This window comes from Pseudoalteromonas sp. S1610 (genome assembly GCF_005887465.1).
GTDB classification, from domain to species: Bacteria; Pseudomonadota; Gammaproteobacteria; order Enterobacterales; family Alteromonadaceae; genus Pseudoalteromonas; species Pseudoalteromonas undina.
In genome coordinates this window covers 96,003-109,636 of record NZ_PNDI01000009.1, presented here as the reverse complement: position 1 = coordinate 109,636, position 13,634 = coordinate 96,003, and the positions used below count along the sequence as shown (strand labels likewise).

Here is a 13,634-nt window from a genome sequence, read left to right as displayed (position 1 = left end):
AACTAAGTTGTACTCGACTCACTGAGTAGCTCGTGCCTCGCTATGCGTTGGCGTTCCCCGTCTCAGTGGGGTCGCATTATAGGGAGATCCGAAAACAGATCAACCCTTTTTTGCAGAAAACTTGAAATAAATGACTGTTCGCTGGATATTTAGACTAAACGCTTAAAAAGACAACTAAAGCTAATCATATTTCGCCTTTAAAGCTGTAAAAACTTATTTTTTGGAAAAATCTTTTTATAGTTATTGTAGCGATTACTAAGAAAACAAATTGTTTAGCTTTATATGGCCATTTAGATTAGTGGCGAATAAGTACATCAGGCAAGAACTCTACTATATAAAGTTAATGAGCTATTGGAGGGTATCAACTATTTCGAACTTTTTTATATTAATAACTATAAACTGTAAAAGTCGTTACATGGTCATATATTTATTGGTCTAAATAGCTTTACTTATAAATAGAAAGATAGCAGTCCTAAACGCTCGCATTATGATTCGTCGATTCTAGTTAGGCTATTTTATTAGATGAAAGGAATGAGAATAAATTTGCTATTAATAATAGAGCTAAAAACTTTATTCATTTTGTGTGAATTTTAGATATTAAAAAGCCGAGCATAAGCTCGGCTTTTTGGTGTCTCTTTAAGACTTACTCTGCAGACTGCGCGTCTTCTTGAACTTCTTCGCTCGCCGCTGGGCGACCAACTAGTTCAATATAAGCCATTGGTGCATTATCACCAGCACGGAAGCCACACTTAAGAATACGAGTGTAACCACCTGGACGATCCGCATTACGAGGACCGATTTCACTGAATAACTTACCAACTACTTCATTATCACGCGTGCGAGCAAACGCTAAACGGCGATTTGCTACACTGTCAGTCTTAGCCAGTGTGATTAAAGGTTCAATTACACGGCGTAACTCTTTCGCTTTAGGCAAAGTAGTTTTGATGATTTCATGTTTCACCAAAGAACCTGCCATATTGCTGAACATCGCTTTACGATGGCTACTGTTACGGTTTAATTGACGACCACTCTTACGATGGCGCATGACCCTATCCTTCTAACTAAACTAATATAGTGATTTAGATTATTCAGCTAGGCTTGCAGGCGGCCAATTTTCTAGGCGCATGCCTAGAGAAAGACCACGTGAAGCTAGCACGTCTTTTATTTCAGTTAGAGACTTCTTACCTAGATTAGGCGTTTTAAGAAGCTCAACTTCAGTGCGCTGAACTAAATCACCGATATATTGAATTTGCTCGGCTTTCAAACAGTTTGCTGAACGTACTGTTAATTCAAGATCATCAACTGGACGAAGTAGAATAGGATCGAATTCTGGCTTCTCTTCTTTCTCTTCTGGCTCAGTTACATCACGTAAATCTACGAATGCATCTAATTGCTCAGCTAAGATAGTAGACGCACGGCGGATCGCTTCTTCAGGATCTAAGGTGCCGTTTGTTTCCATATCAATGATTAACTTGTCTAAATCTGTACGTTGCTCAACACGGGCTGATTCAACCGAGTACGCAATACGTTCAACTGGGCTGAATGATGCATCAAGCAGCAATCGACCAATTGGACGCTCATCGTCATCAGAGGATAAACGACTAGATGCCGGCACATAACCACGACCACGCTCAACACGAATACGCATGCTGATCTCGCTGTTATTTGTTGTTAAATTACAAATAACATGATCTGGGTTAGCAATTGTTACATCGCCATCGTGCTGAATATCTGCCGCAGTCACAGGGCCTACACCAGATTTAGTCAGGGTCAGAAAAACTTCATCTTTGCCTTCTAACGTTACCGCTAGACCTTTAAGGTTTAGTAGTATTTCAATGATGTCTTCTTGTACGCCTTCTTTCGCGCTGTACTCATGCAATACACCGTCGATTTCAACTTCAGTTACTGCACATCCAGGCATAGATGATAACAGTATACGGCGTAAGGCATTACCCAAAGTGTGACCAAAGCCACGCTCGAGTGGTTCTAAAACTACTTTAGAACGCGTTGGGTTGATAGCGTCGATATCGACTAACCTTGGTTTTAGAAATTCTGTAACAGAACCCTGCATTTTATCCTCTCTTAACTCTTAACTTTACTTAGAGTAAAGTTCGACGATTAGTTGTTCATTAATGTCCGCAGACAGATCTGAACGCTCAGGTAGGCGCTTGAAGCTACCTTCCAATTTCTTACCGTCAACTTCAACCCAAGTCGGCTTTTCACGTTGCTCAGCCAACTCTAGAGCAGCGATGATACGTGCTTGTGTTTTAGACTTCTCACGGATTACAACAGTATCTTCTGGAGTAATTACGTATGAAGGAATATTCACAACACGACCATTAACTAGAATCGCTTTGTGGCTTACTAACTGACGTGCTTCAGCGCGTGTGCTAGCAAAACCCATGCGATATACAACATTGTCTAAACGTTGCTCTAAAAGCTGTAACAAGTTTTCACCTGTGTTGCCTTTAAGGCGAGCAGCTTCTTTGTAGTAGTTACGGAATTGCTTTTCTAATACACCGTAAATACGACGTACTTTTTGCTTTTCACGTAATTGTAAACCGTAATCAGATAGGCGTCCTTTACGAGCGCCGTGCTGACCAGGTGCAGTCTCAAGTTTACACTTAGAGTCGATAGCTCTTACGCCGCTCTTAAGGAACAGGTCAGTACCTTCACGACGACTCAGCTTGAGCTTAGGGCCCAAATATCTTGCCATGTTATTTCTCCTAACCTATTGTTAAACGCGACGTTTCTTCGGTGGACGACAACCATTATGTGGTATTGGCGTCACGTCAGTAATGTTGGTGATACGGTAACCAGCAGCATTCAAAGCACGTACAGCAGATTCACGACCTGGACCTGGACCTTTGATGAAAACTTCTAGATTTTTTAAACCGTATTCTTGAGCAGCAGTACCTGCACGCTCTGCAGCAACCTGAGCAGCGAATGGAGTAGATTTACGTGAACCACGGAAACCTGAACCACCGGCAGTAGCCCATGATAGTGCATTACCTTGACGGTCGGTAATCGTTACAATAGTGTTGTTGAAAGACGCATGAACATGAGCCATACCATCAGCAACTTGCTTTTTAACCTTTTTACGACGAATTGGTGTCTTAGCCATTTTACTATCCCCTTATCGCTTAATAGGCTTACGAGGACCCTTACGGGTACGCGCGTTAGTCTTTGTTCTTTGACCACGAAGTGGTAAAGAGCGACGGTGACGTAGGCCACGGAAACAACCAAGGTCCATAAGGCGCTTGATATTCAAAGTAACTTCACGACGAAGGTCACCTTCTACAGTGTACTTGCCAACTGCTTCACGCAATACGTCAAGTGTTTCGTCTGAAAGTTCACCGATTTTTGTGGTCTCGGCGATACCAGTCGCTTCTAAGATAGCCTTAGAGCGAGTCTTACCTATGCCATAAATAGCTGTTAAACCAATAACTGCATGTTTATGATCAGGGACGTTAATGCCAGCGATACGGGCCACTAACACATCTCCTATATTTGAATTTGGTAATCATCTGTTTGAAAAGCCCGTAAGGATACTCAAACGAAGACCAAATCACAACTAAAAACACAGGCCGAGAAACCTCAGCCTGCACGACTGTTTACTTAGCCTTGCCTTTGCTTATGCTTAGGCTCACTGCAAATTACGCGTACTACACCAGCACGTTTAATAACTTTACAGTTACGGCATATTTTCTTAACGGAAGCACGTACTTTCATTGCTCAACTCCGTAAACTGACCTTATCGACCGTAGCCTTTAAGGTTCGCTTTTTTCAGCACAGAATCATACTGATGTGACATCAGATGCGTCTGTACTTGTGCCATAAAGTCCATGATTACAACAACGATAATCAAAATTGATGTACCGCCGAAATAGAATGGCGTTTGCCATGCCATAGTCATGAATTCGGGCACCAGACAGATAAAGGTTATATACAAAGCACCTGCCAATGTCAGGCGTGTCATCACTTTATCAATGTATTTAGATGTCTGCTCACCTGGACGAATACCTGGGATAAATGCGCCAGATTTTTTCAGGTTGTCTGCTGTTTCACGCGGGTTAAAAACCAACGCTGTGTAGAAAAAGCAGAAGAAGATGATAGCCGCAGCTAAAACCATTGCATACAAAGGCTGACCTGGAGTCAACGTTGTAGCAATTGCTTGTAGCACATCAGCAACCGGACCTTCACCCTGGCCGAACCAGCTTGCAATTGTACCAGGGAACAGAATTATACTGCTAGCGAAGATTGGTGGAATAACACCCGCCATATTTACTTTCAGAGGTAAATGCGTGCTTTGAGCAGCAAATACTTGACGACCTTGTTGACGTTTGGCGTAGTTAACAACAATACGTCGTTGACCACGTTCAAAGAATACAACAAGATAAGTAACAGCGAATACTATAACCGCAACCATCAACAGTACAAAAACATTCAAATCACCTTGGCGCGCCATTTCGGCTGTCGAACCAATAGCAGACGGCAGGTTAGCTACAATACCAACAAATATTAGAACTGAGATACCGTTACCGATACCACGTTCTGTTATCTGTTCGCCCAACCACATAAGGAACATAGTACCGGTTACTAAACTCACCACTGCGGTGAAATAGAATCCCATACCTGGGTTAACAACTAACCCGTTCATCATGCCCGGTAAGCTTGTGGCAATACCGATTGATTGGATAGTAGCAAGCACAAGCGTGCCGTAGCGTGTGTACTGGCTTATCTTTTTACGCCCTTGCTCACCTTCTTTCTTAAGCTCTATAAACGGCGGATACATATGCGTTAATAGTTGCGTAATAATCGAAGCCGAGATATACGGCATGATACCCAGTGCTAACACTGAAGCTCGCTCAAGCGCACCACCGCTAAACATGTTGAACATCTCAACAATGGTGCCCTTTTGTTGCTCGAAGAAATCGGCAAGTACAGCGGCGTCAATCCCAGGGATCGGCACAAATGAACCTAGACGGTAAATTATGATAGCACCCAATACGAAGAGTAATCGGCGCTTCAATTCCGAAAGTCCACCTTGTGCACTTTGTGTATCTTGACCTGGTTTAGCCATTAGTACTTCCTTAGTCTTCTACCTTGCCTCCGGCAGCTTCGATAGCTTCGCGTGCACCTTTAGAAGCCTTAAGGCCTTTAACGGTAACAGCGCGTGAAACTTCGCCAGATTTAACAACTTTAACGAACTGAACGTTCTTTTTAACTAGACCAGCTGCTTGTAACGCGCTTAGGTCTACCACATCGCCTTCAACTTTAGCGATTTCGTATAGGTTAATTTCTGCAGATACTAAAGATTTGCGAGAAGTGAAACCGAACTTAGGTAGACGACGTTGCATAGGCATTTGACCGCCTTCGAAACCAACGCGTACTTTACCGCCAGAACGTGATTTTTGACCTTTGTGACCACGGCCACCAGTCTTACCAAGACCAGAACCGATACCACGACCAACACGTTTTGGAGCAGTTTTTGAACCTGCAGCAGGTGAAAGTGTATTCAAATGCATCGAATTACCCCTCTACCTTAACCATGTAATAAACCTGGTTAATCATACCACGCACACATGCTGTGTCTTCTAACTCAACAGTGTGATTGATACGACGTAAACCAAGACCGCGTAATGTAGCTTTATGCTTCGGTAAACGACCGATAGAGCTTTTTACTTGTGTTACTTTTACAGTTTTATTAGCCATGGTTTACCCCAAAATCTCATCTACTCGAAGACCACGTTTTGCAGCGATCGACTGAGGAGAATTCATGTTCTCAAGTGCTGAGATCGTTGCACGTACAACGTTGATCGGGTTAGTAGAACCGTAACATTTAGAAAGTACGTTCTGCACACCAGTCACTTCAAGTACTGCACGCATAGCACCACCTGCAATGATACCAGTACCTTCAGATGCTGGTTTCATAAACACTTGTGAGCCAGCATGACGTCCTTTAACAGGATGCTGTAATGTGTTGCCATTTAGGTCTACGTTGATCATGTTACGACGTGCTTTTTCCATTGCTTTTTGAATAGCAGCTGGAACTTCACGTGCTTTACCATAACCGAAACCTACTTTACCTGCGCCATCACCAACTACAGTTAGTGCAGTAAAGCTAAAGATACGACCACCTTTAACTACTTTAGACACACGGTTCACCGCGATTAGCTTTTCAGCTAAATCAGGCTGTTGTTGCTTTGCTTCTACGTTAGCCATTGTCTACTCCTAGAATTGCAAACCGGCTTCACGCGCAGCATCAGCTAGCGCCTTCACACGGCCGTGATATTTAAAGCCACTGCGATCAAAAGCAATCTTTTCGATGCCTTTGTCAGCCGCACGTTCAGCAACCGCTTTACCAACTGCTTGTGCAGCTGCAACGTTGCCTGTGCCTTTAACTGTTTCGCTAATAGCTTTCTCAACAGTAGAAGCAGCAGCCAGTACATTACCCTCAGCGTTTACAACTTGAGCATAAATGTGACGTGGCGTGCGGTGGATAACAAGACGCGTTGTGCCTTGTTCAATATAATTTCTACGAGTGCGTTTAGCACGACGTAGACGAGCTGTTTTTTTATCCATCGTCTTACCTTACTTCTTCTTAGCCTCTTTACGGCGTACATTCTCATCTGAATAACGAACACCTTTACCTTTATAAGGCTCAGGTTTACGGTATGCACGAATGTTAGCAGCTGTTTGACCAACTAACTGCTTGTCTACGCCCTTAACTAGAACTTCTGTTTGGCTTGGAGTTTCAATCGTAATTCCTTCAGGAACTGCGAAATTAACTGGGTGCGAGAAACCAAGAGTTAAGTCTAAAACTTTGCCCTTAGCTGCAGCACGGTAACCAACACCTACTAACTGAAGTTTCTTCTCGTAACCTTCATGCGTACCAACAACCATGTTGTTGATTAGAGCGCGAGCAGTACCTGCTTGTGCCCATGCATTGGCTACGCCTTCACGAGGTAAAGTTGTAATAACGTTGTCGTTAACTTGTACTTCAACTGCATCGTTGATTGTACGAGTAAGTTCACCGTTTTTGCCTTTAACTGTGATTTCCTGGCCTTTTAATGTAACTTCTACACCGGCAGGAACGTTTATTGGTGCCTTTGCTATGCGAGACATAGTTCCCCTCCGATTAAGCTACAAAACCAATGATTTCACCACCAACGCCTGCACTACGTGCTGCGCGGTCTGTCATTAGGCCTTTAGAAGTTGATACGATAGCGATACCTAAACCACCCATTACCTTCGGTAATTCGTCACGTCTCTTATAGATACGTAGACCAGGGCGACTTACACGCTGGATATTTTCAATAACAGCTTTGCCTTCGAAGTACTTTAACTCGATAGAAAGCTCAGGTTTAACATCACCACTTACTGCGAAGTCTGCGATGTAACCTTCATTTTTTAATACATTAGCTACTGCTACTTTCAGTTTCGAATTAGGCATCGTTACAGATACTTTCTTCGCTGACTGACCGTTACGGATTCGTGTAAATAAATCCGCGATAGGATCTTGCAAGCTCATAGTCTTACTCCCATGATTCTATTACCAGCTAGCCTTTTTAAGGCCAGGAATTTCACCGCGCATAGCTGCTTCGCGAACTTTAATACGGCTCATGCCGAATTTGCGAAGGAAACCATGTGGGCGGCCCGTAATGTTACAACGATTACGTTGACGTGCAGGGCTAGAATCACGAGGTAAAGCTTGTAGCTTAAGTACCGCGTCCCAACGATCATCTTCAGATGTATTAACATCACTGATGATAGCTTTTAGTGCTGCACGCTTTTCAGCGTACTGAGCAACTAGTTTAGTGCGCTTTGCTTCGCGCGCTTTCATAGAATTCTTTGCCATAACCCTACCCTTATTTCTTGAATGGGAAGTTAAACGCTTCTAACAACGCACGGCCTTCCTCATCTGATTTCGCAGATGTAGTGATTGTGATATCCATACCGCGTACACGGTCTACTTTATCATAATCAATTTCTGGGAAGATGATTTGTTCACGTACGCCCATGCTGTAGTTACCACGTCCATCAAAAGACTTAGCACTTACACCACGGAAGTCACGGATACGTGGGATAGCGATTGAAACCAAACGCTCAAAAAAGTCCCACATACGCTCGCCGCGTAGGGTTACTTTACAACCAATCGGGTAACCTTCACGCACTTTGAAGCCAGCAACAGATTTGCGTGCTTTAGTGATTAAAGGTTTCTGACCAGAGATAGCTTCTAGATCCGCAACAGCGTTATCTAAAATCTTCTTGTCAGCTAAGGCTTCGCCCACACCCATATTTAATGTGATCTTCTCGATCTGAGGGACTTGCATGACAGAGCTGAAACCAAACTTCTCTTGAAGTTCAGCAACTACTTTGTCTTTATATACTTCATGCAGTTTCGCCATCATTCTACTCCAACTATTAGATAGTTTTACCAGTAGATTTAAAGATACGTAATTTCTTACCATCTTCAATCTTGAAACCTACACGATCTGCTTTGCTCGTTTCCGAGTTGTAGATCGCAACGTTTGATACGTCGATAGACGCTTCTTTCTCAACAATACCGCCAGCTTGGTTCAACTGTGGAACCGGCTTTTGGTGTTTCTTGATTAAGTTAATGCCTTCGACAAATACTCGACCAGACTCGGTTACAACTGAAAGCACTTTGCCGCGCTTACCTTTGTCTTTACCTGCTAGTACGATTACTTCGTCATCACGACGGATTTTTGCTGCCATGATAGACTCCTTACAGTACTTCTGGGGCTAGTGAAACGATTTTCATGAACTTTTCATTACGAAGTTCGCGAGTCACAGGGCCGAAAATACGAGTACCAATAGGCTGCAAGTTATCATTTAAGATAACAGCCGCATTGCTGTCGAAACGGATCAATGAACCGTCTGGACGACGAACGCCTTTTTTGGTACGCACAACTACCGCGTTTTTAACATCACCTTTCTTCACTTTACCGCGAGGAATCGCTTCTTTTACAGAAACTTTAATGATATCGCCAATCGCTGCATAGCGACGGTGTGAACCACCAAGGACTTTTATACACTGCACTTTGCGAGCGCCGCTGTTATCAGCAACTTCCAGCTGAGTTTGCATTTGGATCATGTTAATGACCTCCGGTGTAGTAATTACAACTTGTCTTAAATTTGTTTAAAATCAAGACATTTCGATTGAATCCCACTCAAAAAACATACTAGATGTCTCTTAAGGGCGGGCAATTGTATCAGCATTGAGGGGGGAGTGGTAGGTTATTTTTTAATTAATTTAATGCGGATGATAAATTAGAAACTGGTTTTTTATGCTATCTATCTAAATTACAGGTGGTTATAAAACAAACAAGGCACCTTTACGGTGCCTTGTTTTATATCAGTAATTAAAATTAGCCAAATAAACCTTTTAATTTGTCTTTAATTTTGTCTTTAGCTTTTTCTTTTGCTTCGTCTTTAACCGCACTGCCTATATCTAATTTTATGCCAACATCATGAAATGGGCCTTTTATCCTCAGGGGAATTTTAAAGCCAGTGCTATCATCGGTAGTACCCTGACCTTCAATAGAATCAACGAGACCTGTTACTAGGCGGTAATTAACCTGAGTTTGCGGTAAATCAACGTCTCCTTCACCTGAAATACGTATTAAGGGGCTGATCAACGATAAATCAGTATTTTTGCCTACGCCATTGGTAAAGTTAAAACTACCAGAAAGTGCAGAGAAATCTGTTTTCTCAGATTCCTCAAATCCTGTATCTAATCCCTCAGACACGGCATTAAAGTTGCCTTTAACTAGCTCTTTCCCCTTACGCACCATTTCTGCTACGTTTGCTCCCTTAACTGCACCATCAGCGAACTTGAATCCTAGTTTACCATTAAGCGCGTTAATAAACGTTTTTTGGCTTTGCCCTGCTGTGGTTAGATTCCAGTTTAAAGAGCCCTTGCCCATTAGCTTATCAAAGCCTGCAGCATCGCTAAGTAATGGCTGTGCGTCTATTTTATCTAAATCGAAGTTGGTTGCTATTTTATAAGGGGTATTTTGAGCATTGATAGTCACCACCCCTTTACCTGTTCCTTCATAAGCCGCAAAGCTGTCTAAACTTAATTTAGCAACGCTATTTTTTAGTGCCACAGTAAACTGGTTGGCGCCGAGTTTAATATCGTTCGCTTTTAAGCCACTTGAACGGACAATCACATTTGCATCTAATGCATTCAAGCCACTTAAATCAATTTTAGTATCATCCCACACTATTGGCTCTGCAGGCTTAGAGTCGTCTTTTGCTGGGACTTCTTTTTTAGCTACGGTTTCAGGTAAGTAAGGATTTAAATCAAGCATGCCTAAGTCAATATCAGCATTAACAGCTAAGCGACTGCCTAGATTTAACTTACTTTTACCTTTAATCTCGAGTGCATCGAGCGTTGCTACTAATTCAGTTAAGTTAAACTCTTCACCGAGTAAGTGCATTTCGGCATTGATGCTAAAGGCGTTAAACGCATTGTTTTTAGCGTTTAAGTCAACTCCTTGCCAGTTAGCAATATTTTTAACCGAATCACCGTTAAGTGTTAAAAGTCCTTTAATGTCTTGGCCTTGTTTGGCTATGCTGCCATCAAACATTAGATCTACTAAACGTGAGTTAAGCGTTTGCTTTACATTAAATGTGGCGCCTTCAATCGCTTTTGCTGGTGTATTAAGTTTTACATCAAGCTCAAATCGCTCTTGCATATAAGTAATAGCACCGGTTACTTCAAGCTGTTTACGCAGTGAAGGCAGTAATATAGCCAGTTCTAAATCGCTAATTTGTTGTTTAGCACCCGTTTGACCATCTAAATAAGTAAATGACCCGCCATAAATAGCGACTTCACCTAATTGAATATCAAAGTTTTCAGGTAGTTTGACTGCCTCTCCCGCTTGAGTTTGTTGCTCTGGTTGCTTGGCCACTGCATCAAATAACTGCCAGTTTGCTTTGCCGCTTTTATCGGTTTCTAGCAAAATATCAGGCTCATTAATTACAAACTTTTCTAGCTTTAGTTCGCCACCGAGTAATGAAAGCCAAGGAATATGAACAGCAAGTTGCTGCATACTTGCCATATCAGCGCGAGAGCCACTGGGCATATTGGCAAAATGCACATCATTAAGCTCCAGCTTTAATGCAGGAAATACACTGAGGGTTTTATCTCCCTTGATCGTTAATGTGCGCCCAGTTGTTTTTTCTACCTGCTCAGACACTTTATTAAAAATGGTATCGGTAGGAATTAAAAATGGTGCAGCAACAATTAACGCTATGCATAGCAATAATATGACACCAATAACTTTAAATAAGGTCTTCATGATCATCCTTTCAAACGTGCAAATAATGCTCTTATCATAGCGGGAGTTAGCGCCAAAAGCATTGCCCAATAACTAAAAATCTACTTTCCTACATTCTAATGTGGGTATATGAATTGTAACTGAAACATTTTGATACCTTTAGGTTACAAAAAATACTGACCAAATGATACCTACAGGTTACATTGATACCTACAGGTTACAAAATATAAATTAACACTTCCACAGGATGGACTTTATGAAACAACAAGATATTAAAACTGAAGAACAGTTTATGGGTCAAAACATATTTCTAAGTATAAGCACAAGTATGGTTTTTTTACTTCTCAGTGTTAACTCAGTAATAAAACAAGATATTGACGGGCTTTTAACTGTTGGAATGGGCGTTTTATTTTATATAGTTATAATAGCTATTTATATAACTAAAGCAGGCTTTCCATTAAAAATGTATTTTCAATATGCTTATAAAGATGAATTCCTAAATACTATCGACACGAGTGCCTATAAACATTCAATTTTTGCACTTGTTTTTTGCCTGCTTGGTGTTTTTTATAAAGGCGATGCTATTGCTAGTGAGGTTTCGCATGCAGCTATGGCAGTATTCTACTTAGGTATCATGCTCTTGGCATATGGCACTTCATTGTTTTGGCAAAGCCGCGATTAGGAAATAATGTGCAAAACCATATAGCTGAATTTCGTAAAGAGGCAGGGCTTTCACAGCAAGAACTGGCCGATGCTATTAATGTTTCACGAAAAACCATTAGCACGGTTGAAACATCTCGTTTTACACCCTCGGTGATCATTGCCTTAAAAATAGCACAGCACTTTAATACCTCAGTTGAACGGCTGTTTTCACTCGATGAACACGATTAATACAGTAATGATGCAATCTTGTGTTAATTAACTTACCAAGATTGCATCCCCTGTATTCTCCGGTATGATGCACGCCCCTGTTGTTGCTGGCTTATTTAAGCTAAAATGAAGCGACTAAAAAGTATATCTAACCGGAGAGTCTACAAGGCATGAAGAAACTGCTAATTTCACCGTCAAAAATGGCATTAGGCGAGCAAGAAAGTCAAATTTATCAAAACATTCTGAAGCAATCTTCAGAGCTAAGCCTAAACCTGATGGCTGTGAAAGTGGAAAACCATCCAGAAGACTTTTTAGGTTGGTGTTACGAGCTATTAAGCGCAAGCCGCGACCGCATTAATTATGACTTACTCGAAAGCCCACAATTACCATTATTGAAAAAGCTGCATGACCAACTTATTTCAGCCATTAGCTTTTTACAGTTAAAAACATTACGGGTAGCGCCTTGGCCAGTAGTGAGTATGTTTGTAGAGCAACATAAAGAACTGGTGGCACTTGATGAGCAGCTACGTTTAACTACTTATATTGCAGGCCTGCGTGAAAAGCCGTTAAAAGATATGATCCCTGAAGACTTACTCGCTTTTAGCGGTAAGCATATGGCATCACTCGATCCGAGTACTTATAACTTTGATGTAGAATGGTTTGCCTCTACTAAAAGCGCCAAAGGTTTTCACCAGATGCTGGCTGATTTGCCAGGCGCATTCGACGATGCACTCAGCAACATTCCACTTGAGGGTGATGTAGCGCTAGGTAATTACCAACAATTTGTAATTGCTTATTTGAGTGCATTTAATGGTAGTGATGAAAAACCAACTCTGGCGCCTGCCACCCGTTTATTAGCAATGCGTCGCCCTGATGTGTTTACTCCAATTAGTAACAGTCGCTTAGATGCACTTTGCTCCGCACTTGGTATCACCAAATTAAATAACCGTGACTTTGAGCGTTACTGGCAAGATGTAGTACAAAGCATTCACGCTATGTCATGGTTTAAAATGGCCAATGCTGGTAATGAACTAGAAACACAGTTGGTGGACATTAAAGCGCTTATACCTTGCTTTTTTTACTATGCAGATACTAATACTGCAGATAACTCTAACTACATTAAGCTACTTAATAAACCTACACGTAGCACTTCTAGCAGCAGTAAAGCGCCACGCCGAGGCAAAGAATCTGCTGAGATTTTAGTGGATCGCGCTCTTGCTGATGATGATGTTCCAGAGCATATTCGTGCTAAACGTGACTCTATTATTAGCGAAGTACAAAAAGGCCGCGGTGTTAACGAAACAATTACCCTAATGCGTGCCATTTTTGGTTAATTAACCCACAAGAAAAATAAAATAGCCTAGCAGCGCTTTGATGGTGCAGCTAGGCTATTTTTTGCACCAGCAAAGTGAACCTGCTAAATAATTACTTTTCTATCCCTACCTCATATTA

21 protein-coding genes are annotated in these 13,634 nt (G+C 41.8%); 3 read left to right on the top strand and 18 right to left on the bottom strand.

Annotation, left to right across the window (positions count from 1 at the left end):
* Positions 1-643 precede the first annotated feature (643 nt).
* The 18 genes from rplQ to CWB77_RS04745 form a co-directional block, all read right to left on the bottom strand.
* Positions 644-1,045: a 50S ribosomal protein L17 gene (gene rplQ / locus CWB77_RS04830; protein WP_008115370.1), complete on the bottom strand. Its 402-nt coding sequence runs from the start codon at positions 1,043-1,045 to the stop codon at positions 644-646.
* Between the two features lie 39 nt (positions 1,046-1,084).
* Positions 1,085-2,071, bottom strand: a complete 987-nt coding sequence (locus CWB77_RS04825) for a DNA-directed RNA polymerase subunit alpha (protein WP_008115371.1) — start codon at positions 2,069-2,071, stop codon at positions 1,085-1,087.
* Between the two features lie 24 nt (positions 2,072-2,095).
* Positions 2,096-2,716, bottom strand: a complete 621-nt coding sequence (gene rpsD / locus CWB77_RS04820; RefSeq protein WP_002959461.1) for a 30S ribosomal protein S4 — start codon at positions 2,714-2,716, stop codon at positions 2,096-2,098.
* Between the two features lie 21 nt (positions 2,717-2,737).
* Positions 2,738-3,124 carry a 30S ribosomal protein S11 gene (gene rpsK, locus CWB77_RS04815; protein WP_002959471.1) on the bottom strand — a complete coding sequence of 129 codons (387 nt, stop codon included), beginning with the start codon at positions 3,122-3,124 and terminating at the stop codon, positions 2,738-2,740.
* A gap of 12 nt (positions 3,125-3,136) precedes the next feature.
* Positions 3,137-3,493: a 30S ribosomal protein S13 gene (gene rpsM / locus CWB77_RS04810; RefSeq protein ID WP_008115377.1), complete on the bottom strand. Its 357-nt coding sequence runs from the start codon at positions 3,491-3,493 to the stop codon at positions 3,137-3,139.
* Positions 3,494-3,618: 125 nt separating this feature from the next.
* A complete protein-coding gene (rpmJ, locus tag CWB77_RS04805) occupies positions 3,619-3,732 on the bottom strand; it encodes a 50S ribosomal protein L36 (RefSeq protein WP_002959476.1) in 114 nt (37 codons plus the stop codon).
* Positions 3,733-3,754: 22 nt separating this feature from the next.
* A complete protein-coding gene (secY, locus tag CWB77_RS04800) occupies positions 3,755-5,083 on the bottom strand; it encodes a preprotein translocase subunit SecY (protein WP_008115380.1) in 1,329 nt (442 codons plus the stop codon).
* A 10-nt stretch (positions 5,084-5,093) separates the two neighbouring features.
* Positions 5,094-5,528: a 50S ribosomal protein L15 gene (gene rplO, locus CWB77_RS04795; protein WP_008115382.1), complete on the bottom strand. Its 435-nt coding sequence runs from the start codon at positions 5,526-5,528 to the stop codon at positions 5,094-5,096.
* Between the two features lie 4 nt (positions 5,529-5,532).
* Positions 5,533-5,715, bottom strand: coding sequence for a 50S ribosomal protein L30 (rpmD, locus tag CWB77_RS04790; RefSeq protein ID WP_008115384.1), 183 nt, complete (start codon positions 5,713-5,715; stop codon positions 5,533-5,535).
* A 3-nt stretch (positions 5,716-5,718) separates the two neighbouring features.
* Positions 5,719-6,225, bottom strand: a complete 507-nt coding sequence (gene rpsE / locus CWB77_RS04785) for a 30S ribosomal protein S5 (RefSeq protein ID WP_008115387.1) — start codon at positions 6,223-6,225, stop codon at positions 5,719-5,721.
* A gap of 9 nt (positions 6,226-6,234) precedes the next feature.
* Entirely contained in the window at positions 6,235-6,585 is a 351-nt protein-coding gene (gene rplR, locus CWB77_RS04780; RefSeq protein WP_008115388.1) for a 50S ribosomal protein L18, read from the bottom strand.
* A 9-nt stretch (positions 6,586-6,594) separates the two neighbouring features.
* Positions 6,595-7,128 carry a 50S ribosomal protein L6 gene (gene rplF, locus CWB77_RS04775; RefSeq protein ID WP_006794247.1) on the bottom strand — a complete coding sequence of 178 codons (534 nt, stop codon included), beginning with the start codon at positions 7,126-7,128 and terminating at the stop codon, positions 6,595-6,597.
* 13 nt (positions 7,129-7,141) lie between these two features.
* A complete protein-coding gene (rpsH, locus tag CWB77_RS04770; protein ID WP_008115392.1) occupies positions 7,142-7,534 on the bottom strand; it encodes a 30S ribosomal protein S8 in 393 nt (130 codons plus the stop codon).
* A gap of 21 nt (positions 7,535-7,555) precedes the next feature.
* Positions 7,556-7,861: a 30S ribosomal protein S14 gene (rpsN, locus tag CWB77_RS04765; protein ID WP_006794245.1), complete on the bottom strand. Its 306-nt coding sequence runs from the start codon at positions 7,859-7,861 to the stop codon at positions 7,556-7,558.
* A 10-nt stretch (positions 7,862-7,871) separates the two neighbouring features.
* Positions 7,872-8,411 (bottom strand): 50S ribosomal protein L5, encoded by a 540-nt coding sequence (gene rplE / locus CWB77_RS04760; RefSeq protein ID WP_010392500.1) that lies wholly within the window; start codon positions 8,409-8,411, stop codon positions 7,872-7,874.
* 16 nt (positions 8,412-8,427) lie between these two features.
* Entirely contained in the window at positions 8,428-8,742 is a 315-nt protein-coding gene (gene rplX / locus CWB77_RS04755) for a 50S ribosomal protein L24 (protein WP_004589210.1), read from the bottom strand.
* A 10-nt stretch (positions 8,743-8,752) separates the two neighbouring features.
* On the bottom strand, positions 8,753-9,121 hold the full coding sequence (rplN, locus tag CWB77_RS04750; protein ID WP_008115397.1) for a 50S ribosomal protein L14: 369 nt from the start codon (positions 9,119-9,121) through the stop codon (positions 8,753-8,755).
* Positions 9,122-9,395: 274 nt separating this feature from the next.
* Entirely contained in the window at positions 9,396-11,333 is a 1,938-nt protein-coding gene (locus CWB77_RS04745; protein WP_013466074.1) for an AsmA family protein, read from the bottom strand.
* Positions 11,334-11,568: 235 nt separating this feature from the next.
* On the opposite strand from CWB77_RS04745, the gene CWB77_RS04740 reads away from it, so the two are divergent.
* The 3 genes from CWB77_RS04740 to CWB77_RS04730 all read left to right on the top strand — a co-directional run bounded on the left by CWB77_RS04740 (position 11,569) and on the right by CWB77_RS04730 (position 13,516).
* Positions 11,569-11,994, top strand: coding sequence for a hypothetical protein (locus tag CWB77_RS04740; protein WP_010392493.1), 426 nt, complete (start codon positions 11,569-11,571; stop codon positions 11,992-11,994).
* Positions 11,995-12,002: 8 nt separating this feature from the next.
* A complete protein-coding gene (locus CWB77_RS04735; RefSeq protein WP_010392491.1) occupies positions 12,003-12,203 on the top strand; it encodes a helix-turn-helix transcriptional regulator in 201 nt (66 codons plus the stop codon).
* Between the two features lie 149 nt (positions 12,204-12,352).
* Positions 12,353-13,516, top strand: a complete 1,164-nt coding sequence (locus tag CWB77_RS04730) for a hypothetical protein (RefSeq protein ID WP_138621575.1) — start codon at positions 12,353-12,355, stop codon at positions 13,514-13,516.
* Positions 13,517-13,634: the final 118 nt, after the last annotated feature.

What these genes read in the sequence shown, in the direction of transcription:
- rplQ (WP_008115370.1), bottom strand. Translation starts at nt 1,045, where the DNA reads ATGCGCCATCGTAAGAGTGGTCGTCAATTAAACCGTAACAGTAGCCAT.
- CWB77_RS04825 (WP_008115371.1), bottom strand. Translation starts at nt 2,071, where the DNA reads ATGCAGGGTTCTGTTACAGAATTTCTAAAACCAAGGTTAGTCGATATC.
- rpsD (WP_002959461.1), bottom strand. Translation starts at nt 2,716, where the DNA reads ATGGCAAGATATTTGGGCCCTAAGCTCAAGCTGAGTCGTCGTGAAGGT.
- rpsK (WP_002959471.1), bottom strand. Translation starts at nt 3,124, where the DNA reads ATGGCTAAGACACCAATTCGTCGTAAAAAGGTTAAAAAGCAAGTTGCT.
- rpmJ (WP_002959476.1), bottom strand. Translation starts at nt 3,732, where the DNA reads ATGAAAGTACGTGCTTCCGTTAAGAAAATATGCCGTAACTGTAAAGTT.
- secY (WP_008115380.1), bottom strand. Translation starts at nt 5,083, where the DNA reads ATGGCTAAACCAGGTCAAGATACACAAAGTGCACAAGGTGGACTTTCG.
- rplO (WP_008115382.1), bottom strand. Translation starts at nt 5,528, where the DNA reads ATGCATTTGAATACACTTTCACCTGCTGCAGGTTCAAAAACTGCTCCA.
- rpmD (WP_008115384.1), bottom strand. Translation starts at nt 5,715, where the DNA reads ATGGCTAATAAAACTGTAAAAGTAACACAAGTAAAAAGCTCTATCGGT.
- rpsE (WP_008115387.1), bottom strand. Translation starts at nt 6,225, where the DNA reads ATGGCTAACGTAGAAGCAAAGCAACAACAGCCTGATTTAGCTGAAAAG.
- rplR (WP_008115388.1), bottom strand. Translation starts at nt 6,585, where the DNA reads ATGGATAAAAAAACAGCTCGTCTACGTCGTGCTAAACGCACTCGTAGA.
- rplF (WP_006794247.1), bottom strand. Translation starts at nt 7,128, where the DNA reads ATGTCTCGCATAGCAAAGGCACCAATAAACGTTCCTGCCGGTGTAGAA.
- rpsH (WP_008115392.1), bottom strand. Translation starts at nt 7,534, where the DNA reads ATGAGCTTGCAAGATCCTATCGCGGATTTATTTACACGAATCCGTAAC.
- rpsN (WP_006794245.1), bottom strand. Translation starts at nt 7,861, where the DNA reads ATGGCAAAGAATTCTATGAAAGCGCGCGAAGCAAAGCGCACTAAACTA.
- rplE (WP_010392500.1), bottom strand. Translation starts at nt 8,411, where the DNA reads ATGGCGAAACTGCATGAAGTATATAAAGACAAAGTAGTTGCTGAACTT.
- rplX (WP_004589210.1), bottom strand. Translation starts at nt 8,742, where the DNA reads ATGGCAGCAAAAATCCGTCGTGATGACGAAGTAATCGTACTAGCAGGT.
- rplN (WP_008115397.1), bottom strand. Translation starts at nt 9,121, where the DNA reads ATGATCCAAATGCAAACTCAGCTGGAAGTTGCTGATAACAGCGGCGCT.
- CWB77_RS04745 (WP_013466074.1), bottom strand. Translation starts at nt 11,333, where the DNA reads ATGAAGACCTTATTTAAAGTTATTGGTGTCATATTATTGCTATGCATA.
- CWB77_RS04740 (WP_010392493.1), top strand. Translation starts at nt 11,569, where the DNA reads ATGAAACAACAAGATATTAAAACTGAAGAACAGTTTATGGGTCAAAAC.
- CWB77_RS04730 (WP_138621575.1), top strand. Translation starts at nt 12,353, where the DNA reads ATGAAGAAACTGCTAATTTCACCGTCAAAAATGGCATTAGGCGAGCAA.